The following is a 21,990-nucleotide window of genomic DNA, read 5'->3' on the forward strand; positions in this document are numbered from 1 at the left end:
CCCCCACTCGACCGGACTTCCGCGGCCTTCCCAGGGCAGCCCACATGCTACCCGCCGTGACCTGCCGCTGCGCTGGGTGAACGACAACTGATGGATCCGGTACGGGACTTGAGCACATTCCCAGAGACCCGGAAGCAATCCGCCCGGAGTCTTTCCAGGTAGCCGGAAAGCGCGAACACCCACCGCTTGGGACCCTGTCCGCATGTCCATGCGCTGTCTTCTCGTCGATGACAGCATCCGGTTCCTGGAGGCCGCGCGAAGTCTGCTGGAGCGCGACGGGATACCGGTCGTCGGCGTCGCCCTGTCAGGTACGGAGGCTCTCGTACGGGCCGCGGAGCTGACCCCGGACGTCGTCCTGGTCGATCTCGACCTGAACGGCGAGAACGGCTTCGAGGTGGCCGTGGAGCTGGCCCGCAGCGTCTCCGCCGTCATCATCCTGATCTCCACGCACGCGCTGGAGGACGTCGAGGAACTCGTGGCCGGCAGTCCGGCACGCGGCTTCCTGTCCAAGTCGGCGTTGTCCGCGCGGGCGATCAGGGAGTTGCTGGACCGCGGCGGGGAGGCCGATCCCGGCTGACCGGGCGGGCCGTGTTCCGGCCGTGAGTACACGGCTGTTCGGCGACAAGTGTTGTCGGGACTTGGTCAACACGCTTCAATGCGGGGGAACTCGGGGCCGGGAACGACGGCGTACGGATGTGAAGCCTCCGCCCGCACCGCCGCGGACGACCCCGACGCACCCTCAGGAAACGGCCTGACCAGCCGCTCGGACCTGCACAGAAAGGCCCCTGCATGCCGCACGCCACACAGCACGCGGACGTCGCGACCTTCGCCGCCGCGGAACTGGACACGGCCCTGCGAGGCGGCCCCTTCCACGTCGCGCTGCGCGCCGCGATCGCCGCCCGCGGGCTGCCGCTGCAGCGCGTCCAGCACCATCTGTCACGGCACGGGGTCAAGGTCGGTGTCACCAGCCTGAGTTACTGGCAGCAGGGGGCCAGGCGACCGCAGCGGCCCGAGTCGCTGCGGGCCGTGCGGGCGCTGGAGGAGATCCTGCAGCTTCCGGAGGAGTCGCTGATCAGGCTGCTCGCCGAGAGCGAGGACCGGCCGGCCGCCGAGCGGCCCGCGGCCCGTTCCTACCGCTCTCTCCTGGCCGCCTCGGATGTCCTCGAACAACTGCTGGGCGAGCTGGACTCGCCGCTCGACGGCGGGCTGCACACCCTCGGCCACCATGAGCACATAGGGATCGGGGCCCGCCGTGAGCTGCTCAGCCTCGAGTCGCACCACATCGTGCGCGCCCACCGGGAGGGCGTGGACCGCTTCATGGCCGTCCATCACGGCGACCCGGGGTGCGTCCCCGAGCTCATGACCGTGCGCGCCCTGGAGAACTGCCGTACGGGGCGCGTCCGTTCGCATCACGCCACGGGGGTGCTCGTGGCCGAGCTGCTGCTCGACGCCCGGCTGCGGGCCGGTGACACCTTCCTCTTCCGCTATCGCGTCGAGGACGGCACGGCCGGGGTCTCCCACGAGTACGTCCGCGGCTTCGGCACGCCCGGCGGGCAGTACGCGCTCCAGGTCCGCTTCGACGAGAACGCCCTGCCGCTGCGCTGTCACCGCTTCGCCCAGCACTCCCCCGCGGCCCCCCGCAGCGGCCGCCAGGAACTGGCGCCCACCGGTCACCACCACTCGGTGCACCTCGTCGAGCCGCGGGTGCGGTCGGGGGTCGTGGGGATCGGGTGGGAATGGGAGTGACGAGGCCGGGCGCCGTCGAGCCGCCGGGCAGCAGGGACAGTTGCACCAGACAGTCAGCGACGCGCTGCAAGTGCTCGGGGGCCCGGTGCCGAGGCGGTGACGGCACGTAAACGCTTGCGCAAGCGTTTACGTGCGCCTGCGAATGAGATACCTTCCCGGCCGAGGGCCCCCGTTCCGGTGTCCCGCGGGCGCCGTTCCGGGAGGGGGACTCCATGCCGACCATGGCCGACGTGGCACGCAGTGCGGGGGTGTCGGTGGCGACCGTCTCGCATGTCCTCAACGGCACCCGGCCGGTCCTGCCCCGGACCCGCCAGGCCGTGCTGGACGCCGTCGACGAGCTCGGCTACACCCCCAACACCCTGGCCCGCTCCCTGGTGACCTCCCGCACCCGTTCCATCGGGCTCGCGGTGTCGGCGATCAGCAATCCCTACTTCACCGAGATCCTCCAGGGCGTCGAGGCGAGCGCCCTGGAACACGGCTACAGCCTGCTCATCGCCGACCCGCACGACGACCCCGAGCACGAGCGCAAGGTCGTCCAGCTGCTGCACGAACGGCGCGTGGACGGCATGATCGTCGCGCCCTCGGCGGACCCACGCGAACTCGTCTCCTACTTGGGGCGCCACGAGGTCCCGGCCGTCTTCCTCGACCGGCTGGTGGATGTCCCCGGGGACGTCGACCAGCGCTTCGACCAGGTCTGCGCCGAGAACACCGAGCCGACGGCCCGGCTGGTCACCCATCTCGCCGGACTCGGCCACCGGCGCATCGGTCTGGTGGCCGGCCTGCCCGGGCTGAGCACCACCGTCGAACGGATCTCCGGTTACCGACAGGGCCTGACGGCCGCCGGTCTCCCCTACGACGATCATCTCGTCGTGCACGGCGACTCCGAGTCCGCCGGAGCCGAGCGCGCCACCGCCGCCCTGCTCTCCCGCGCCTCCCCGCCCACCGCTCTGGTCACCGCCAACAACGCGATGACCATCGGGGCCCTGCGCGCGCTGCGCGACCGCGGTCTCTCCGTACCGGACGACCTCGCCCTGTGCTGCTTCGACGACTTCGCCTGGGCCGACCTGTTCTCGCCCCGGCTCACCGCGATCGCCCAGCCCAGCAGGGAGATCGGCGCCCAGGCGGTCCGGGTGCTCCTGGAACGCCTCGACGCGCCGGACCGACCTGCGCGGACCGTGCGCCTCGGCTGCGTCCTGGTCCATCGCACGTCGTGCGGCTGCCCCGAGGAGGGGGCGGCGCGTTCCGTACAGCTTTCGCAGGCCTCGCAGGCCTCGCAGTCCTCACAGCCCTCGCAGTTCGAGAAAGGAACCGTCTCGTGATCGTCGTCGCCGGTGAGGCCCTGATCGACCTGGTACCGCAGGGCAGGGGCGCCCTCGCGGGCCTCAAGCCTGCCCTCGGCGGCGGTCCCTACAACACCGCCGTGGCCCTCGGCCGGCTCGGCTCCCCCACCGCCTTCTGCTCGCGCACCTCGCTCGACGCCTTCGGTGAGGCCCTGCTCGACGGGTTGCGGGAGGCCGGGGTGGACGTCTCCGCCGTGCAGCGCGGTAGCGAACCCACCACGCTCGCGGTCGCCACGATCGACACCCACGGCTCGGCCGCCTACTCCTTCTACGTCGACGGCACCGCCGACCGCCTGTTCACGGCCCCCGCCGAACTTCCCAACGGCACGCGCGCGGTGTCCTTCGGCACCTGCTCGCTCGTCCTGGAGCCGGGGGCGAGCGCCTACGAGGAACTGCTGCGAACCGCTGCCGCTCAGGGTGTGTTCACCGCGCTCGACCCGAACATCCGGGCCGGGCTGATCCCGGACGCGGACGCCTACCGGGCCCGCTTCAAGAGCTGGCTGCCGTCGGTGTCACTGCTCAAGCTCTCCGAGGAGGACGCGCTATGGCTGGGCGGCACCCCGCGCGAGTGGCTGGCCGCGGGCCCCTCGGCCGTCGTGATCACCCATGGCGGTGACGGGCTGACCGTGTTCACCCGGGACGGGGCGGCGCTTCCCGTGCCGGGCGAGAAGGTCGACGTGGTGGACACGATCGGCGCCGGCGACACCGTGAACGCGGCCCTGCTGCACGGCCTGGCCGCCCTCGACGCGTTGTCCCCGGAGGGGTTCGCGAGCCTGGGTACGGACGACTGGACGCTGCTGTTGCGGTTCGCAGCCCGTGCGGCGGCGATCACTTGCTCACGGGCGGGGGCGCAGCCGCCGTACGCGTCGGAACTGGGTGGGCTGTAAGGGCCGTTGGAACGAACGAGCGGTGCCCCGCGGGGCACCGCTCGTCCTGTGTCCTTCTCGGATGTGTCCGAGCTGGTTGTTTCAGGCCTTGCGGGCCCGGGTCGTCTTCTTCGCCGGCGTGGTCTTATCCGCGGTCGTCGTCCTGGCCGTCGCCGTCTTCTTCGCCGTCGACTTGTTGGCGGCGACCGTCTTCTTCGCCGCGGCCGTCTTCCTGGCCGGTGCCTTGCGCGGGGCCTTGACCGAGGACCCGTCGCTGATCCGGTCGGCGCCGAGGATCTCCCTGAGGAACTTGCCGGTGTGGCTGGCCGGGACTCCGGCGACCTCCTCCGGGGTGCCCTCGGCGACGACGAGTCCGCCGCCCGCGCCGCCCTCGGGGCCCATGTCGACGACCCAGTCGGCCGTCTTGATCACATCGAGGTTGTGCTCGATGACGATGACGGTGTTGCCCTTGTCGACCAGTCCTGACAGGACCTTCAGCAGCTTGCTGATGTCCTCGAAGTGCAGACCGGTGGTCGGCTCGTCCAGGACGTAGACCGTACGGCCGGTGGACCGCTTCTGGAGCTCGCTGGCGAGCTTCACGCGCTGGGCCTCGCCCCCGGACAGGGTGGTCGCGGCCTGGCCGAGACGGACGTAGCCGAGGCCGACGTCCTTGAGGGTGTTGAGGTGCCGGGCGATCGCGGGGACGGCCTCGAAGAAGTCCGTGGCCTCCTCGATCGGCATGTTCAGGACGTCGGCGATGGACTTGCCCTTGTAGTGGACCTCCAGGGTCTCCCGGTTGTAGCGGGCGCCGTGGCAGACCTCACAGGGGACGTAGACGTCCGGGAGGAAGTTCATCTCGATCTTGATGGTGCCGTCGCCCGCGCAGTTCTCGCAGCGGCCGCCCTTGACGTTGAAGGAGAAGCGGCCGGGCATGTAGCCGCGGACCTTCGCTTCGGTGGTCTCGGCGAACAGCTTGCGCACGTGGTCGAAGACGCCGGTGTACGTCGCCGGGTTCGAACGCGGGGTGCGGCCGATGGGCGACTGGTCGACGTGCACGACCTTGTCGACGAGGTCGTCGCCGTCCACACGCGTGTGGCGGCCCGGAACACTCCTCGCGCCGTTGAGCTCGCGCGCCAGGTGGGTGTACAGGATGTCGTTGACCAGGGTCGACTTGCCGGAGCCCGAGACACCGGTGACCGCCGTGAACACGCCCAGCGGGAAGGACACGTCGATGTCCTGGAGGTTGTTCTCGCGGGCCCCGTGCACGGTGAGCTGCCGGGACGGGTCGAGGGGGCGGCGGATGTCGGGCAGCGGGATGGCCTTCTTGCCCGAGAGGTACTGCCCGGTCTGCGACTCGTCGTTGACCAGAAGCTCCTTGAGGGAGCCGCTGTGGACGACCTTGCCGCCGTGCTCACCCGCGCCGGGGCCGATGTCGACGACCCAGTCGGCGACCTTGATGGTGTCCTCGTCGTGCTCGACGACGATGAGCGTGTTGCCCATGTCGCGCAGCCGGACCAGGGTCTCGATGAGCCGGTGGTTGTCGCGCTGGTGCAGGCCGATGGACGGCTCGTCGAGGACGTACAGGACGCCGACGAGTCCGGAGCCGATCTGGGTGGCCAGGCGGATGCGCTGGGCCTCGCCGCCGGAGAGGGTGCCGGCCGCGCGGTTCAGCGAGAGGTAGTCCAGGCCGACGTCGACCAGGAACTTGAGCCGTTCGTTGACCTCCTTCAGCACCCGCTCGGCGATCTTCTTGTCGCGGGCGCTGAGCTTCAGCTCGCCCAGGAAGTCCGCGCAGTCGCTGATGGACATGCCGGAGACCTCGGCGATCGACTTGTCCATGACGGTGACCGCGAGGACGAGCGGCTTCAGACGGGTGCCCTCACAGGTGGGACAGGGCACCTCGCGCATATAGCCCTCGAAGCGCTCCCGGCTGGCGTCGCTCTCGGACTCGCTGTGCCGGCGCTTGACGAAGGGCACGGCCCCTTCGAAGGGTGTCGTGTAGACCCGCTCGCGGCCGTACCGGTTGCGGTAGCGGACCTCGATCTGCGTCTTGTGGCCGTACAGCAGGGCCTTCTTGGCGCGCTGGGGCAGTCCGGCGAAGGGGATGTCCGTCCGGAACCCTAGCGCGTCCGCGAGGGCCCCGATGAGGCGGCCGAAGTAGTCCTTGGTGTGGCCGTGCGACCAGGGGTGGATGGCGCCCTCGTCGAGTGACTTGTCCTCGTCGGGGACGATCAGCTCCGGGTCGACCTCCATGCGGGTGCCGATGCCGGTGCACTCGGGGCAGGCGCCGAAGGGCGAGTTGAAGGAGAAGGAGCGGGGCTCCAGCTCCTCGAAGGACAGGTCGTCGTACGGGCAGTACAGGTGCTCCGAGAACATCCGCTCCCGCTCGGGGTCGTCCTCGGGGAGGTCGACGAAGTCGAGCACGACCATGCCGCCGGAGAGTCCGAGTGCGGTCTCCACGGAGTCGGTGAGACGGCGCTTGGCAGAGTCCTTCACCGTGAGACGGTCGATGACCACCTCGATGGTGTGCTTCTCCTGCTTCTTGAGCGTGGGCGGGTTGGAGAGCTGGACGGTCGCGCCGTCCACACGCGCGCGGCTGTAGCCCTTGGTCTGGAGATCGGCGAAGAGGTCGACGAACTCCCCCTTGCGCTCCCGCACCAGCGGCGAGAGCACCTGGAAGCGGCTCCCCTCCGGCAGCTCCAGGACCCGGTCGACGATGGCCTGCGGCGACTGGCGCGAGATCGGCCGGCGGCACTCGGGGCAGTGCGGCTTGCCGATGCGCGCGAAGAGCAGGCGCAGGTAGTCGTAGACCTCGGTGATGGTGCCGACCGTCGAGCGCGGGTTGCGCGAGGTCGACTTCTGGTCGATGGAGACCGCGGGCGACAGGCCCTCGATGAAGTCGACGTCGGGCTTGTCCATCTGGCCGAGGAACTGGCGGGCGTACGAGGAGAGCGACTCCACGTAGCGGCGCTGACCCTCGGCGAAGATGGTGTCGAAGGCCAGGGAGGACTTGCCCGACCCGGACAGGCCCGTGAAGACGATGAGCGAGTCGCGAGGCAGGTCGAGCGAGACGTTCTTCAGGTTGTGCTCGCGCGCGCCACGGACGATGAGACGGTCGGCCACGCCGGTCCGCACCTTTCTTGGCTTGAGAGGAGTGACAGGGGCGAGGCCCCCGTGCTTTCTCAGACTAGGGGGAGCCACTGACAACGCCGGTCGGATTCCCCGGAGGCATAACAATCCCCCGCCATCCAGCATGCCCGACGCCGCACCCGACCATATAGCACGCGCTTTCGATTTACGGCACTGCTTCACCACCTTCACCCAAAGGTGTGGCGGGGCTAGTAGGGTCAGCACCATGATTGATCACGCTCATGACCTGGAGTCTGTACGTGGTGCGACCGAGCGGCTGCTGACCGCAGCCGCCAAGCTGGACAACGCGTCCGTGACGGAGTCGTCACGGCTGCCGGGCTGGAGCCGTGGACATGTCCTCGCACACCTGGCCCGCAACGCAGACGCCCTCGTGAACGTTCTGAGGGGGCTGCCGATGTACCCCACCGGCGAGGCGCGCGACGCGGACATCGAGCGGGACGCCCCCCGCCCCCTCGACGTCCAGCTCGCCGACCTCCGTGACAGTGCCGCCCGCTTCCAGGCGGAGGGAGCCGCACCGGCGGACTGGTCGCGCACGGTCGAACTGCGCAACGGGGTCACCGACTCGGCGTCCCGGGTGCCGTTCCGGCGGTGGGTGGAGGTGGAGCTGCATCACGTGGACCTCGGGATCGGGTACGAGCTGGAGGACCTCCCCGAGGAGTTCACCTACCGCGAGATCGACTTCCTGGCCGAGCGGTTCGCGGGACACCCGAGCGTGCCGTCGACGGCGCTGGTCACGGACTCGGGACGGGTGTGGACCTCCGGCAACGGCTTCGGTACCGGCAACTGGACCACCGGCGGGGGCGCGGCGGGCGACGCGACGGTCGTCAGCGGCACCCCCGCCGACCTGCTCGGCTGGCTCGCCGGCCGCCGGGACGGCTCCGCACTGACGGTGCGCGGAGGCGCCCTCCCCTCGCTGCCCCCGCTATAGGCTGACCGTCATGACGTACAGCGGACAGGTGACGGTCGGCGGACCCGCCGACGTGCACGAGCTCAAGGACCTGATGATCACCAAGATCGCGGTCGGTCCGATGAACAACAACGCCTATCTGCTGCGCTGCCGGGCCACCGACGAGCAGCTCCTGATCGACGCCGCCAACGACGCGCACACCCTGCTGGGCATGATCGGTGACGACGGCATCATGTCGGTCGTCACCACCCACCAGCACGGCGACCACTGGCAGGCGCTCGCCGAGGTCGTCACGGCCACGCGCGCGCGTACGTACGCCGGCCGGGACGACGCCGACGGCATCCCCGTGCCCACGGACGTCCTGATCGACGACGGCGACGTCATCTCCGTGGGCCACGTGCAGCTGACCGCACGCCACCTGGTCGGCCACACGCCGGGCTCCATCGCCCTCGTCTACGACGACCCGCACGGACATCCCCATGTGTTCACCGGGGACTGTCTCTTCCCCGGGGGGCCTGGTCGGACAACACGTCCCGAGGACTTCGAGTCGTTGATGTCGGGCCTAGAAGCGAAGGTCTTCGTGCTCCCGGACGAGACTTGGATCTACCCGGGCCACGGCAACGACACCACACTCGGCACCGAGCGGCCCCGCCTCGGCGAGTGGCACGAGCGGGGCTGGTAGGTCGGCGGCATCGCCGCCCTGGTGGCACTTGGGGATAGCCGCGTCTCTGGCAGTCGGTCGGAGCCAGCGACCACCGCACCGAGACGGTCAGGTGAAGAGTTCCCGTACCCGCCGAGATGGCCGCCTGGACAGCTGCGTCGGCACCCGCCGCTGCAGCTGCAGGCAGGGCGGGCGTGACGATGTGTGCGATTCGACGCATGATCCTGCGGCCCGGGTCGGTTCGGTTCCTTCGCCCTCAAGGGTGTCGATCTCCTCGGCGAGTTCCCCGACGTCTTCCTGTGCGAGCTCCAGGGTCGGCGCGATCTGTCGCAGCTGGGCGACGAGTGAGGCAAGCGCGTCTCCATCCACGCCCTGATTGACAGTCAGGGTGTTGCCTCCGCCCGTGGCGAGATTGCTGTTGGGGCGTCCCCTTGGACGACGACGCTGCCACAGTAGTTGTCACCGAAGTTGTTGGTGACGTTCGAAGAGTGGGACTACTGAGTGCTCATGAAGTCCTCAAGGTCATGAGGGAGAGGGCGAACTTGATGCCCAGGGGAGTCGGCCGGACTCCGATGCGGCCAGGGATGCGCTCTACGGCGAGGAGGTTCTCGGCCCCAAAGGAGTCGACTGCAGCGAATATCTCGTCCCAGGTGACCTCCGTGCCGGCAAACCACCAGTGCTCGTCTCCGGCGAACTCCTGAAAAGCGAAGCCCGCCGACGCCTGCCCACCGCCCACCTCCTGCGCAGAGTCGCCGTCACCGCCTGAGTCCTCCAACCGACCTGGCGCACAAGTGGTCTGGGAACGTCAGCCCAGGTCGGCCAGAACGGCGGCCACTGCGTCGTAGGTGTTCTTCACCCCAGCGGCGTTGCCCAGCCGGTGGCGCTCCAGACGAACGGCACCAAGGTGCCGGACCTCGTAGACCAGCGAACGCCATACCGCGGCGGGAGAGCCGTCCCGCTCCCCGTACGCCTCCCAGAACGCCACGCGCTCGTCCTGCTTCGCCGTCGCCATCCGGATCGTCCAGTCCGCGGCCGGGTCGCCCCACCAGGTGCGGTCCATGTCGAGCACCCCGGTGATCGTTGGCTCCGCGGCCCCGGCGTCGAGCATCACGTTGACCGTCCACAGGTCCCCGGTCAGCAGCCCCGGTTCGGTGACCTCGTCGAGCACGGCACGGTCGTGCGCGGCCACAGCGGCGACCTTCCGTACGTCGGCCGCGTCCAGGCCGGCACCGTCCAGGTCGGCGGCGATCTCCTCCAGCGACGTGATCACAGCCTCGCTCCACGTCCCGTGCCCCGGGCCGCCGACGGGCCCGAAGTGCGGTCCCCTCACATCGTGCACGGAACGGGCGATCACGCCCATCTGCCGGAAGAACACCGGCCACGCCGTGCGCGGATACGTCCCCAGTTGCTCCGGAGCCGGGACGCCGTCCAGGTGGGTCTGGATCATCCAGTCCCGGCCGATCACCTCGTGCGACCAGTCCACGGCGAGGACCTGCGGCATCAGCGGCGCGATCACCGCCAGCCACGGCACACTGCCGTACTCTTTGCGCATCAGGTGGCGCTCACTGTGGAACTGGCGGCCCTCTTCCGGCGCGACCCGCAGGATCACCGGCCGATCCCGTCCGGCCAGGTTCACGCGGTACACGTTGTTGTACATCCCCGTGGCCAGCTCGACGGCGGACACCGGCGTGGCGGCGCCCCCGAACGCCCGTCGGCAGACGTTCCCGATATCCTCGGCGCTCACCGACTGCTGGAATGCCTGCGGAACGCGCTCAATCGACCGGAATTCCATGGGCTCCCTTGATCTCGTGGCGGGCGCGGCCGGGCGGATGTCAGCGTCGACGGCGGCGGTTGTGCTCATCATTCTCGGCGGTGACGCGGGCGGAAATCTCCTCGCCGAGTTTGACGTAGTGACCCAGCGTCCCCAGGTGCTTTCCGGGACTTGGCCTGCAACTCGGGGGCGGAACGGCCCTTCTCCGCGAGGTGTCTGAGCCCGGAGTGCCGCAGAGAACTGCCTACGGGGGCCACCGTTCGTGGCGACTCTGGGCGGGTGCGGCATGTCATCGACTGTGTTGCTGCGATTTGCCTACCTGGCTGTGACGAACGCCTTCTCGGTCCTGCGGCTGCTGCCGATGAGCGACCGTGACAAGGGCGTCGAGATCCTGGTCCTGCGACATCAGCTCACGGTCGTGCAGCGGCAGCTCGGGCTGTCAAGGTGCAGCTCGAACCCGAGCATCGGGCTTTCCTGGCCGCCCTCCTGGCAAACCTGCCCTGTGAGTCGCTGCGCCGACTGCGCCTGCTCGTGCGGGTCGACACGGTCCTGCGCCGGCACCGCGACCTGGTACGGCGGCGTCACGCGAGCGCCTCCCGGCCCCTGCGCCCGGGTCGGTCGCGTACCGTGCGCCCCATCCGCGTCCTGGTCCTTCGCCTTGTCCGGGAGAATCCGTCCTGAGGTTATCGCCGCATGCACGGCGAACTGGCCACCGTCGGGATCAAGGTGGCGGCGTCCACGGTCTGGGAGATCCTGAAAGCCGAGGGCATCGACCCGGCCCCCGACCTGGGGGCCACCACCTGGGCCGACTCCTGCGCTCGCAGGCCGACGCGCTCCTGACCTCGACTTCATCGAAGCCGTCACCCTGACCGGGAAGCGTCGGTACATCCTGGCCGTCATCGAGCACGGAACCCGGCGCATCCGCGCCCTGGGTACCACGGCCCACCCGACCGCGTCCTCGGTCACTCAGGTGGCGAGGAGCCTTGTCATGGACCTCGAGGACGCGGGCGCGAGCGTCAAATATCTGATCCGGGACCGGGATGCGAAGTTCCCCGCCCTGTTCGATCAGATCCTCGCCGACGCCGGCGTCGAAACCGCCCTCAGCGGCATCCGCGTCCCCCGGATGAACTCCATCATGGAACGCTGGATCCAGACCTGCCGTCACGAACTCCTGGACCGCACCCTGGTCTGGAACGAGAACCATCTACGCCACGCGCTACGCGAGTTCGAGACCCATCACAACGAACACAGACCCCACCAGGCCATGAACCCATCGGCTCCGCTGCGGGCCGCCCCGGAACCGATCACAGATCCAGACCGAATCACCCGCCTGAGCATACGCCGACACAACCGACTCGGCGGTGTGATCCACGAGTATCAACATGCCGCTTGACCTGCATGGATGACGTTACCGGCAGGCGCAGCGTCCCGCGCGTGCTCGGCGTCGACGCCTCGAAGCGGGTGATCACCTGGGGCGGCCCCGCCACTCGGAGGGCTGGCCGGGGGCCTGCCGGGTCAAGCGCTTGGCGTCCACGCCGCGATCCTGCTTGGTCGCGGTGGGCTTCGTCCTGGTGCCGCGCGGACTGCTGCCCACACGTCTGTGGCGTACGGAGGGGCTTGAGGACATCGCACCCGCACGGTGAAGGGTGGTGTGAGGGATACCCCTCCGGCGGATCCGCATCAGCCCTTTTTTCACCGCGCGCTATCCGCTGTCAATGAGGGATAACCCGCGCTTGAGGTCAGATTTCCGCAAAGTAGATCAAGGATTCATCAAGACTAGCGACGCTCATTGACGCCGCCATAAATGAGTTGCGAAAGTCCATCCAACCCCCCAAGTCCCCCTGGGAACTGCGGAGTCCGGGCCAGGACGCGAACGAACACAAGGGCGGGTCGTTCCAGGGTTGTTTCAGGAACGAAAATTCTGCGCACAGTCCGCACGGGGCTGACCGGCGTAACTGCTGCGCATTTATTCATGAGTTTGCCTGGAAGTCATCGCTCGAACCCGTAACGCCTGGGTGAGGGCCACACAAGAGAGCTGAGCACGTGGGCCGATTCATGTTGCGCCGTTTCGTCAACTACCTGGCGCTGGTCATCATCGCGGCCTCCCTCACGTACGCCCTCGCGGCGATCAGTCTCAACCCGAGAGCCAACTTCGAGGGCCGCAACCCGAAGCCCTCGGCCGCTTCGGTGACGTCCACGCTCAACGACTACAACCTCAACCCCGACAAGCCCCTCCTGGTCCGCTTCGGCCACTGGGCGAACGGCGTGGCGCACGGCGATCTCGGGCGTACCGTCACCGGCGGTCAGGTCAATGACGAGTTCGGCCGCCGGGTCGGCGTGAGCACCCGACTGCTGCTCATCTCGACGCTGCTGGGCTCCGTGGGCGGAGTCATGGTCGGCGCGTGGGGAGCCATCAGGCAATACCGGGCATCGGACCGAATCTCGACCCTGGCGTCATTCGGCGTGCTCGCCATGCCGGTGTTCGTGATCGCTGTAACGCTGAAGCTCTGGGCCATCGACCTCAACGACGCGGTGGGACACAAGGTCATCGAGTACACCGGGGAGTACGACCCCGGGTTGAGCGGCACGGGCGATATCCTCCTGAGCCGACTTCAGCATCTGCTGCTGCCCAGCCTGACTCTGATCATCATCCAGGTAGCTCTGTACAGCCGCTACCAGCGCAGTTCAATGCTCGACGTGCTGGGCAGCGACTTCCTGCGCACGGCCCGCGCCAAGGGTCTGAGCCGACGGGCCGCCCTGATGAAGCACGGTCTGCGCACCGCGGTCCTGCCGGTCGTGCCGCTTCTCGTCTACAACGTCGTCCTTCTCTTCACCGGCGCCACCTTCACCGAGAAGATCTTCGGCTGGCACGGTATGGGCGAGTGGCTGATCAACTCGATCAGCACCAATGACGTGAACGCCACCGCCGCCGTCGGCCTGTTCACCGCCGTGATCGTCCTGATCGCGGGCCTGTTGTCCGACCTGCTGTACGCGGCTCTCGATCCGCGCGTACGGGTGAACTGAGATCCTCTCGCCCCCGTCGAGCCCGCCCCGATCCCGCGCCCAGAGGAAAGCCCCCATGGCCGTCCAGACTCCTTCCGCACAACCCGCAGCACCCGTCGCCGTCACAGCCCAGCCGACCCCTCGACGCAGAAGCCGGACCCGACTCACGGCCATCCGTTTCGCGCGCAACCGCACAGCGCTCTTTGGACTGCTGATGCTCGCCCTGCTGTTCCTGATGGCCTATGTGGCCCCGCTGTTCTACAAGTGGAGCTATACGGACCTGGACTTCAACGCCTTCCAGCAGCCGCCGTCGGCCAGCCACTGGTTCGGCACCGACCAGACCGGCTCCGACCTGTTCGCGCTGACCGCCAGAGGCATGCAGAAGTCCCTGGTCATCGGTCTTCTCACCGGCGTCATCTGTACCGTTGTGGCAGCGGCCGTCGGGGCGAGCGCGGGCTACTTCGGCGGCTGGACGGACCGCGGCCTGATGTGGGTGGTGGACCTGCTGCTGGTGATGCCCAACTTCCTTATCATCGCGGTGCTTTCGCCCCTGTTCCAGGGGACGACCTGGCTGGTCTTCGTGGTGCTGCTGGCTGCGTTCAGCTGGATGATCACCGGCCGGGTGGTACGCAGCATGACGCTGACGCTGAAGGACCGTGAATTCGTCAAGGCCGCGAAGTACATGGGCGTACCGGCCCCGGTGATCATCTTCCGGCACATCCTGCCGTCGATGGCCTCGATGCTGATCATCGACGGAACCATCCAGGTGGGTACCGCGATCATCGGCGAGACCAGCCTGTCGTACTTCGGTTTCGGTGTGCAGGCGCCCGATGTGTCGCTCGGCACGGTGATTGCCACCGGCACTCCGGCCGCCCCCTCCTTTCCGTGGCTGTTCTACTTCCCGGCCGGCTGCCTCGTTCTGATCTGCCTGTCCATCGCCTTCATCGGCGACGGGCTGCGCGACGCCCTCGACCCCAACTCCAGCCGCGCCAAGGCCAGGAAGAACCGCAAGTCCCCGGAAGGACCCACGACGTGACCGCCATTCTGAGCAGCCGCGAGCTGACCGCAGAACCGGAGCTCGCCCCCGCTCTGGAAGTCACCGACCTGCATGTCACCTTCCCGAGCGAGGCCGGTGATGTCCGCGCGGTGCGCGGTGTCTCCTTCTCGGTGCGGCCGGGCGAGGTACTGGGCATCGTCGGCGAGTCGGGATCGGGCAAGTCGGTGTCGTCCATGGCGGTTCTTGGCCTGCTGCCCGAGACGGCCGCGGTGAGCGGCTCCGTAAAGCTCCACGGGAACGAGCTGCTGGGCCTGGACGACCGGTCGATGACCCGGATCCGCGGTAAGGACATCGCCATGGTCTTCCAGGACCCGCTGTCCGCGCTGACCCCCGTGTACACGGTGGGCGACCAGATAATCGAGGCCCTCCGGATCCACCAGGACCTGGACAAGGCCGCGGCCCGCAAGCGCACGATCGAACTGCTCGACATGGTCGGCATTCCCGACCCCGCCCGCCGGGCGGACGCCTTCCCGCACGAGTTCTCCGGCGGCATGCGGCAGCGCGCGGTGATCGCGATGGCCATTGCCAACGACCCCAAAGTGATCATCGCCGACGAGCCGACCACCGCTCTGGACGTCACCATCCAGGCGCAGATCCTGGATGTCCTCAAGACCGCTCAGGAGGTCACCGGCGCCGCCATCGTCGTGATCACCCACGACCTCGGGGTGGTGGCCGGATTCGCCGACCGGGTCCAGGTGATGTACGCGGGCCGACCGGTCGAGACCGGTTCGGTGGACGAGGTCTACTACACGCCGCGCATGCCCTATACCATCGGCCTGCTGGGCTCGATCCCCCGGCTCGATGACGACCGGCAGCACGTCCTCACTCCCATCGACGGCAACCCGCCCTCGCTGCACGACCTGCCGCTGGGCTGCCCTTTCCAGACACGCTGCCCCATCGCCGTGGACCGTTGCCGCGAGGCCGAGCCGGAGCTGCTCGCGACGGAGGCCGACGCGGCGGACAACAGGAGCCACTTCACCGCCTGCCACCGCAGCCACGAAATGGCCGAGGGCGGCTCCCTGGTCCCCTCCGAGATCTACCCGGTACCGGAGCCGCCGCAGACGACGGCAGTGGCTCAGGTGCCCCGGGAGGAACGGGCGACGGTTCTGGAGATCGACGGCCTGGTCAAGCACTTCCCGCTGATGAAGGGCGCGGTGTTCAAGCGGCAGGTCGGCACCGTCCGGGCGGTGGACGGCATCGGCTTCGACATCCGCGAGGGCGAAACCCTGGGACTGGTCGGGGAGTCCGGCTGCGGCAAGACCACCACCCTTCTGGAGATCCTGGACCTGCCCAGCGGGCAGGCCGGGACGGTCACCGTGTTCGGCAGGGACATCCGGGGCCTCAAGGGCAGTGACCGCAAGGCACTGCGCCGCGACCTCCAAGTGGTCTTCCAGGACCCCTTGGCCGCTCTGGACGCCCGGATGCCGGTCGGTGACATCATCGCCGAACCGCTGACGACGCACGGCTGGGCCAAGAACCGGATCGCCGCCCGCGTACCCGAACTGTTGCGCCAAGTGGGACTCGATCCCGAACACGCAGAACGTTTCCCGGCGGAGTTCTCCGGCGGCCAAAGGCAGCGCATCAGCATCGCCCGCGCGCTGGCGCTGGAACCCAAGCTGGTGATCCTCGACGAGCCGGTCTCGGCGCTGGACGTCTCCATCCAGGCCGGCGTGCTCAATCTGCTGGACGAACTCAAGGCCCGGCTCGGGCTGAGCTATCTCTTCGTCGCCCACGACCTGACCGTCGTACGGCACATCGCCGACCGGATCGCCGTGATGTACCTCGGACGGATCGTCGAACTGGGCAGCGCCGAGTCGATCTTCGAAGCTCCCTCCCACCCCTACACCCAGGCCCTGCTGTCGGCCGTGCCGCTGCCCGACCCGCACAAGGAGCGGCAGCGCAAGCGAATCCTGCTTACCGGCGATCTGCCGAGCCCGGCGGAGGTACCGAGCGGCTGCCGGTTCCGCAACCGCTGCCCCAAGTTCACCGCCCTCGACGAGGCGGCCCGCACCCGCTGCCGCGACGAGGACCCGGCCCTGCACGACCTCATCGACAACCGTCCCGGCCACAGCGCCGCCTGTCACTACGCGGCGGCCGCCGCGGTGCTGTAGGCACAACGCCCCTGCTTCTCACCGTCCCTGTCCCACTCTGCACCGTATGAGGAGAGCACCCTTGAAGAGAACCCGTACGTCCCTTGCGCTGATCACCCTGGTCACCACCGGCGCACTGACCCTGACCGCGTGCGGCGGAGGCGACACCAAGGACGACAGCAAGAAGACCTCAGTCCCCAAGTCCACCGCGAACAACATCGCCGCGACGGACCGGACCAAGCTGAAGCAGGGCGGCACCCTCAACTGGCCGCTGGGCGAGATCGCGGAGAACTTCAACTACAACGAGATCGACGGCACGCTTGCCGACGGCTATGACGTCGAGCGCGCCCTGATGCCGATCATCATGAAGTCGGACGCCACCGGCGTCGTGAGCCCCGACCCCGACTACGTGACCTCGGCCACCGTGGACAAGAGGTCCGGCAAGCAGGTTGTCACCTACGAGATCAACCCGAAGGCCAAGTGGTCCGACGGCACAGCGCTCTCGTACAAGGACTTCTTGTCCCAGTGGACCGCCCTGAACGGGAAGAACACCAAGTACAAGATCTCCTCCAGTACCGGCTACGACCTGATCAAGAGCGTCGCCAAGGGCAAGAGCGACCAGGAGGTGATCGTCACCTTCACCAGCTCCTTCGGCGACTGGAAGAGTCTGTTCAGCCCGCTCTACCCGGCCTCGGTCACCAGCACCCCGGACGGCTTCAACAACGGTTACCTGGGCAAGATCCCGGTCACCGCGGGCCCCTTCAAGTTCGGCAGCATCGACAAGACCGCGAAGACCCTGACCGTTGTCCGCGACAGCACCTGGTGGGGCGACAAGGCGATCCTCGACAAGATCATCTATCGTGCGCTGGACTCCGACGCCACCGCCGGAGCCTTCGCCAACGGCGAGGTCGACTTCTTCGACGTCGGCCCGGACCCGGCCGCCTACAAGGAGGCCAAGGCCGTCAAGGGCGCCTCCATCCGTGAGGCCGCAGGCCCGAACTACCGTCACCTCACCATCAACGGCACCCAGGGCGCCCTCAAGGACGCCGCCGTGCGGCAGGCCGTCACCCAGGCACTCAGCCGTGACGCCATCGCCAAGTCCGACCTCCAGGGCCTGGGCTGGACACCGACGCCGCTGAACAACCACTTCTACGTCACCAACCAGAAGGGCTACAAGGACAACGCCGGCGAGTACGGAACGTACGACCCGGCCAAGTCCAAGGCCTCGCTGGAAGCGGCAGGCTGGAAGCTCGACGGCGAGTACCGTAAGAAGAACGGCAAGACGCTCGAACTCAACCTCGTCATCCCAGCCGCCGTCAGCGTCTCGGCCAACGAGGGCAAGCTGATGCAGCCGATGCTCAAGGCCGTGGGCATCAAGCTGAACATCAAGTCCGTGCCACTCCAGAACTTCTTCGACAAGTACGTCACCCCGGGCAACTTCGACCTGACTGTCTTCTCCTGGATCGGGACCCCCTTCCCGACCTCCTCGACCCAGTCGATCTACGCCAAGCCCGTGGGCTCCGACATCCAGCAGAACTACACCGGTGTGGGCAGCGACGAGCTCGACGCCGCCATGAAGAAGGCCTCCGCAGATCTCGACCCGGCCCAGGCCATCACCGACACCAACTTCGCCGACACCCTGATCTGGAAGCAGGCCAACCTGCTCCCGCTCTACCAGCGCCCCGACATCAAGGCCGTCAAGAGCACCCTGGTCAACCTCGGCGCCTACGGCTTCGCGGACCCGCGCTACCAGGACATCGGCTTCACCCGGTAAGGGAGTGTCCGTGGGCGGAGGGTCCGAGGAATTCCGGGAAGCCTCGGGAGCGTGACGCCTGTGGCTCCGGGTAGCCGGCAGGTCGCGAGCACCCGGTGGGGTGTGATGGAGCTGCACTCCATCGAGGACAGTGAGAGCCTGCCTGGCGTCCCGAGGCCTCCAGCCAGACGGGAGACCTACCAGCAACTGCTGCAGCCTCACGGCGCCAGCCTCTACGTCGTTGGCGACCAGGTCTCGCCCCCGCCCGGTCGGCACGAAAGAGCCCTCGCCTCGACCCGCTACGTCGTGGGCCAGATCACCGGACTGATCCCACTGGCCGCGCCGGAAGACGTACGTGGTGCCCACTGTGAGCTGAACCGCCCCCAGACCAGCCCGGACGGCTGCTTACCCTGCCCTTGCCGGAACCTTGTCGTTCTCGATGTACTCAGCGCCGATCTCCCAGACGTTGTCTGCAGCGAAGGCTCGGGGTCGTCCATCTGTCGGTCGACACCGCGCTTCAGGTCACGGGGGTCCTCGCTCATACGGGCGTACGGGAACGCCACGGTGCGGGCGGGGCAGGGTTGGCGGTCACATTTGTTGTGTTACCCGGTGACCTTTGGTGTTCCCGGGCGGCGTCGGCAACACCCGCAAGGATCCACAGGCGTTCGCCAGCCTGATCCACGACGTCGAGACGAAGATCTTCGGCGCCCTGCCGGACGAGACCTGGGTCTACCCGGGACACGGCAACGACACGACGCTGGGTGCGGAGCGGCCGCAGCTGCCGGAGTGGCACGCGCGGGGGTGGTGAACGCCGGGGCGCGACAGCGGAGTTGCGCGCCCCGTGTGAATCCTTCACACACGCCGGTGCCACACACGCGCTCCCGGCGCAGGTGGTTGCGCAGTCAACTGGAGGCAGCCCCGCACAGGATGACGGCTCCTGCGCGGTACGGGCCGCCGGTCTTTCGATCCCCGCCCTCGACCGGCGGCCCCGGCTACCCGGCCTGTCCGAAAAGTGTTCACGAGAATGCAACACCCGTTCCCAATATGCGGACGATTGCCGTCGTGACCTCGACAAACGGGACAGCGGACTGCCACTCTCCCGCCATGCATCCTGCCCCCCGCGCACTGCGCCGCGCCGTCGCCGCGGCCTCCATAGCACTGCTCGCCACCGCCGTCGGCTGCGCTCCGCAGCCCGACGACGACGCGAACGCCAAGGCCTCGGGGTCGACCGGAACCACCTGTGCCAAGGGCAAGTTGGGCACCAAGACCTCCGGCAAGCTCACGATCGCGACCGACGAGCCGGCGTACGAGCCGTGGTTCAAGGACGACAAGCCCGCGAACGGCAAGGGCTTCGAGTCGGCCGTCGCGTACGCCGTGGCGCGGCAGCTCGGCTACGACAAGAGCGCCGTCGTCTGGCAGAGCGTCCCCTTCAACAAGGCTTTCGCGCCCGGGGAGAAGACCTTCGACTTCGACATCAACCAGGTGTCGATCAGCGCCGAGCGCAAGAAGGCCGTGGACTTCTCGTCCGGCTACTACGACGTGCGCCAGGCCGTCATCGCACTCAAGGGTTCCAAGGCCGCCAAGGCGACAAGCATCGCGGACCTGAAGGGCCTGAAGCTCGGCGCCCAGGTCGGTACGACCAGCCTGAACTACATCCAGGACGTGGTGAAGCCGACGCGGGAGGCCGCCGCGTACGCCAAGAACGACCAGGCCAAGTCCGCTCTGGAGAACAAGCAGGTGGACGCCATCGTCGTCGACCTGCCGACCGCCTTCTACATCACGGCGGCCGAGGTGACGGACGGCACCATCGTCGGCCAGTTCGAGAACCAGGGCGGAACGCCGGAGCAGTTCGGACTCGTGCTCGACAAGGGCAGCGCGCTCACCTCCTGCGTGACGGCCGCCGTGGACGCCCTGCGCAAGGACGGCACGCTCGCCAAGCTCGAACAGCAGTGGCTGTCGGACGCGGTCGACGCCCCGGTGCTCAAGTGACGCTCACGAAGGACGAGTCCGGCCAGGAAGACACCGGCGACTCCTACACACCGTCGCAGCGGCGGATCGACCGGGAGCGTCTCAAGCGCACCCGCGCCCGCCGCGCGACGGCGATCGCCGCGGTCTCGACCCTCGTCACCGCCGTCGTCCTCTACCTGGTCGTCGTCAGTGCTCCCGGCTGGCCGCGCACCAAGGAGACCTTCTTCAACGGGCAGTACGCGCGCGAGGCGTTCCCGAAGGTCCTCGAAGGGCTGTGGCTGAACGTCCGGCTGCTGCTGGTCTGCGGTGTCGCGGTGCTGGTGCTCGGCATGCTGATCGCCATCGCACGCACACTGCGCGGCCCTGTGTTCTTCCCGCTGCGTTTCCTGGCCGCCGCCTACACGGACTTCTTCCGCGGCCTTCCGCTCATCATTAACCTCATGATCGTCGTCCTTGGCGTCCCGGCGCTCAGGCTCCAGGGCGTGACGGTCGACCCGGTCCTGCTGGGCGGTACGGCGCTCACGCTCACGTACTCGGCGTACGTGGCCGAGGTGTTCCGCGCCGGCATCGAGTCCGTGCACCCCTCGCAGCGCGCCGCGGCCCGCTCGCTCGGCCTGTCCAACCGGCAGGCGCTGCGTCACGTGGTGCTGCCGCAGGCCGTGCGCCGCCAGGTGCCGCCGCTGCTGAACGACCTGGTGTCCCTGCAGAAGGACACCGGTCTGGTGTCGATCGGCGGTGCCATCGACGCCGTACGGGCCGCCGACATCATCGTCGGGCGCAGCCTCAACTACACGCCGTACATCGTCGCGGGCCTCGTGTTCGTGGCACTGACCATCCCGATGACCCGCTTCACGGACTGGGTGACGGCGCGGATGGACCGCCGGCGGGCCCAGGGAGGAATCGCATGAGCGACGCAGACGGACCGGTGCTGCGGATGGAGTCCGTTCGCAAGACCTTCGGCGGTTCGGTCGTACTGCGGGACGTCGATCTGGAGGTCGCCCCGCACACGGTGACCGCGCTGATCGGGGCCTCCGGCTCCGGCAAGTCGACACTGCTGCGCTGCGCCAACCTCCTGGAGGAGATCGACGACGGCGCGATCTGGCTGGACGGCGAGGAGATCACCGATCCGCGCGTCGACCAGGACGCGGTACGGCGTCGTATCGGCGTGGTCTTCCAGGCGTACAACCTCTTTCCGCACATGACGGTCCTGGAGAACATCACGCTGGCCCCGCGCCGGGTGCACGGCGTGGCCCGCGTGGCGGCCGAGGAGCACGCCCGTGAGCTCCTGGAGCGGCTCGGGCTCGGCGGGAAGGCGGGCGAGTACCCGGACCGGCTGAGCGGCGGCCAACAGCAGCGGGTGGCGATCGTGCGGGCCCTCGCGGTACGCCCCCGGTTGCTGCTGCTCGACGAGATCACCGCGGCTCTCGACCCGGAGCTGGTGGGCGAGGTGCTGAACGTCGTGCGGGATCTGAAGGGCGACGGCATGACCATGGTGCTCGCCACGCACGAGATGGGCTTCGCGCGGGAGGTCGCCGACCAGGTCTGTTTTCTGGACGGAGGCGTGGTGCTGGAGCGCGGGACGGCCGAGCAGATCTTCGGCGATCCGCAGCAGGAGCGGACGCAGCGCTTCCTGAGACGGATCGTGGAGGCGGGACGGTTGTAAGGACCGCCCCGCCAG

General features: G+C 68.4%; 16 protein-coding genes and 2 pseudogenes. 15 read left to right on the forward strand and 3 right to left on the reverse strand.

The features are described 5' to 3' along the window. Positions 1–202: 202 nt before the first annotated feature. From AB0D34_RS27535 to AB0D34_RS27550, 4 genes are all read left to right on the forward strand, one after another. Positions 203–577 (forward strand): response regulator, encoded by a 375-nt coding sequence (locus tag AB0D34_RS27535; RefSeq protein WP_362665832.1) that lies wholly within the window; start codon positions 203–205, stop codon positions 575–577. A 212-nt stretch (positions 578–789) separates the two neighbouring features. Then, entirely contained in the window at positions 790–1,746 is a 957-nt protein-coding gene (locus tag AB0D34_RS27540; RefSeq protein WP_362665834.1) for a hypothetical protein, read from the forward strand. 212 nt (positions 1,747–1,958) lie between these two features. Then, positions 1,959–3,065: a LacI family DNA-binding transcriptional regulator gene (locus tag AB0D34_RS27545; protein WP_362665836.1), complete on the forward strand. Its 1,107-nt coding sequence runs from the start codon at positions 1,959–1,961 to the stop codon at positions 3,063–3,065. Further along, positions 3,062–3,973 carry a carbohydrate kinase gene (locus AB0D34_RS27550; protein WP_362665839.1) on the forward strand — a complete coding sequence of 304 codons (912 nt, stop codon included), beginning with the start codon at positions 3,062–3,064 and terminating at the stop codon, positions 3,971–3,973. Before AB0D34_RS27545 ends, AB0D34_RS27550 begins: the two co-directional genes overlap by 4 nt. Positions 3,974–4,054: 81 nt before the next feature. On the opposite strand, the gene uvrA is transcribed toward AB0D34_RS27550, so the two are convergent. Beyond that, a complete protein-coding gene (gene uvrA, locus AB0D34_RS27555) occupies positions 4,055–7,075 on the reverse strand; it encodes an excinuclease ABC subunit UvrA (protein WP_362665842.1) in 3,021 nt (1,006 codons plus the stop codon). A gap of 232 nt (positions 7,076–7,307) precedes the next feature. Here uvrA and AB0D34_RS27560 point away from each other — a divergent pair, with 232 nt between their 5' ends. Both AB0D34_RS27560 and AB0D34_RS27565 read left to right on the forward strand, forming a co-directional pair. Next, positions 7,308–8,030: a maleylpyruvate isomerase family mycothiol-dependent enzyme gene (locus AB0D34_RS27560; protein WP_362665844.1), complete on the forward strand. Its 723-nt coding sequence runs from the start codon at positions 7,308–7,310 to the stop codon at positions 8,028–8,030. Positions 8,031–8,040: 10 nt separating this feature from the next. Then, positions 8,041–8,691 (forward strand): MBL fold metallo-hydrolase, encoded by a 651-nt coding sequence (locus AB0D34_RS27565; RefSeq protein WP_362665846.1) that lies wholly within the window; start codon positions 8,041–8,043, stop codon positions 8,689–8,691. Between the two features lie 484 nt (positions 8,692–9,175). Here the strand turns inward: AB0D34_RS27565 and AB0D34_RS27570 are convergent, their stop codons facing one another. Together AB0D34_RS27570 and AB0D34_RS27575 are read right to left on the reverse strand one after the other, a co-directional pair. After that, a complete protein-coding gene (locus AB0D34_RS27570; protein ID WP_362665849.1) occupies positions 9,176–9,445 on the reverse strand; it encodes a hypothetical protein in 270 nt (89 codons plus the stop codon). A gap of 30 nt (positions 9,446–9,475) precedes the next feature. Then, entirely contained in the window at positions 9,476–10,414 is a 939-nt protein-coding gene (locus AB0D34_RS27575; protein WP_362665851.1) for an aminoglycoside phosphotransferase family protein, read from the reverse strand. Between the two features lie 325 nt (positions 10,415–10,739). Between AB0D34_RS27575 and AB0D34_RS27580 the strand changes: the two are divergent. The 9 genes and pseudogenes from AB0D34_RS27580 (at position 10,740) to AB0D34_RS27620 (ending at position 21,975) form a co-directional block, all read left to right on the forward strand. Beyond that, positions 10,740–11,834: pseudogene (locus AB0D34_RS27580) on the forward strand (integrase core domain-containing protein). A 650-nt stretch (positions 11,835–12,484) separates the two neighbouring features. Next, entirely contained in the window at positions 12,485–13,465 is a 981-nt protein-coding gene (locus tag AB0D34_RS27585; protein WP_362665853.1) for an ABC transporter permease, read from the forward strand. Positions 13,466–13,520: 55 nt separating this feature from the next. After that, the gene (locus AB0D34_RS27590) at positions 13,521–14,480 is read left to right on the forward strand and encodes an ABC transporter permease (RefSeq protein ID WP_007381258.1); all 960 of its coding nucleotides are present in this window, start codon (positions 13,521–13,523) and stop codon (positions 14,478–14,480) included. Then, a complete protein-coding gene (locus tag AB0D34_RS27595) occupies positions 14,477–16,612 on the forward strand; it encodes an ABC transporter ATP-binding protein (protein WP_362665855.1) in 2,136 nt (711 codons plus the stop codon). Before AB0D34_RS27590 ends, AB0D34_RS27595 begins: the two co-directional genes overlap by 4 nt. A 61-nt stretch (positions 16,613–16,673) precedes the next feature. Further along, positions 16,674–18,365 carry an ABC transporter family substrate-binding protein gene (locus AB0D34_RS27600; protein WP_362665858.1) on the forward strand — a complete coding sequence of 564 codons (1,692 nt, stop codon included), beginning with the start codon at positions 16,674–16,676 and terminating at the stop codon, positions 18,363–18,365. Between the two features lie 598 nt (positions 18,366–18,963). Further along, positions 18,964–19,152: pseudogene (locus tag AB0D34_RS27605) on the forward strand (MBL fold metallo-hydrolase); the annotation flags it as partial. A 296-nt stretch (positions 19,153–19,448) separates the two neighbouring features. Continuing rightward, entirely contained in the window at positions 19,449–20,333 is an 885-nt protein-coding gene (locus tag AB0D34_RS27610) for an ABC transporter substrate-binding protein (protein WP_362665861.1), read from the forward strand. After that, complete coding sequence (locus AB0D34_RS27615) at positions 20,330–21,220, forward strand: amino acid ABC transporter permease (RefSeq protein ID WP_362665863.1); 891 nt, start codon at positions 20,330–20,332, stop codon at positions 21,218–21,220. Before AB0D34_RS27610 ends, AB0D34_RS27615 begins: the two co-directional genes overlap by 4 nt. Continuing rightward, the gene (locus AB0D34_RS27620) at positions 21,217–21,975 is read left to right on the forward strand and encodes an amino acid ABC transporter ATP-binding protein (RefSeq protein WP_362665865.1); all 759 of its coding nucleotides are present in this window, start codon (positions 21,217–21,219) and stop codon (positions 21,973–21,975) included. The genes AB0D34_RS27615 and AB0D34_RS27620 overlap by 4 nt, the downstream gene beginning before the upstream one ends. Positions 21,976–21,990: the final 15 nt, after the last annotated feature.

Source organism: Streptomyces sp. NPDC048420, from assembly GCF_040651535.1.
Taxonomy (GTDB): Bacteria; Actinomycetota; Actinomycetes; order Streptomycetales; family Streptomycetaceae; genus Streptomyces.

Bases quoted from the DNA above. Each gene is read 5' to 3' on its own strand.
- AB0D34_RS27535 (WP_362665832.1), top strand. From the start codon at position 203: ATGTCCATGCGCTGTCTTCTCGTCGATGACAGCATCCGGTTCCTGGAG.
- AB0D34_RS27540 (WP_362665834.1), top strand. From the start codon at position 790: ATGCCGCACGCCACACAGCACGCGGACGTCGCGACCTTCGCCGCCGCG.
- AB0D34_RS27545 (WP_362665836.1), top strand. From the start codon at position 1,959: ATGCCGACCATGGCCGACGTGGCACGCAGTGCGGGGGTGTCGGTGGCG.
- AB0D34_RS27560 (WP_362665844.1), top strand. From the start codon at position 7,308: ATGATTGATCACGCTCATGACCTGGAGTCTGTACGTGGTGCGACCGAG.
- AB0D34_RS27565 (WP_362665846.1), top strand. From the start codon at position 8,041: ATGACGTACAGCGGACAGGTGACGGTCGGCGGACCCGCCGACGTGCAC.
- AB0D34_RS27590 (WP_007381258.1), top strand. From the start codon at position 13,521: ATGGCCGTCCAGACTCCTTCCGCACAACCCGCAGCACCCGTCGCCGTC.
- AB0D34_RS27610 (WP_362665861.1), top strand. From the start codon at position 19,449: ATGCATCCTGCCCCCCGCGCACTGCGCCGCGCCGTCGCCGCGGCCTCC.
- AB0D34_RS27620 (WP_362665865.1), top strand. From the start codon at position 21,217: ATGAGCGACGCAGACGGACCGGTGCTGCGGATGGAGTCCGTTCGCAAG.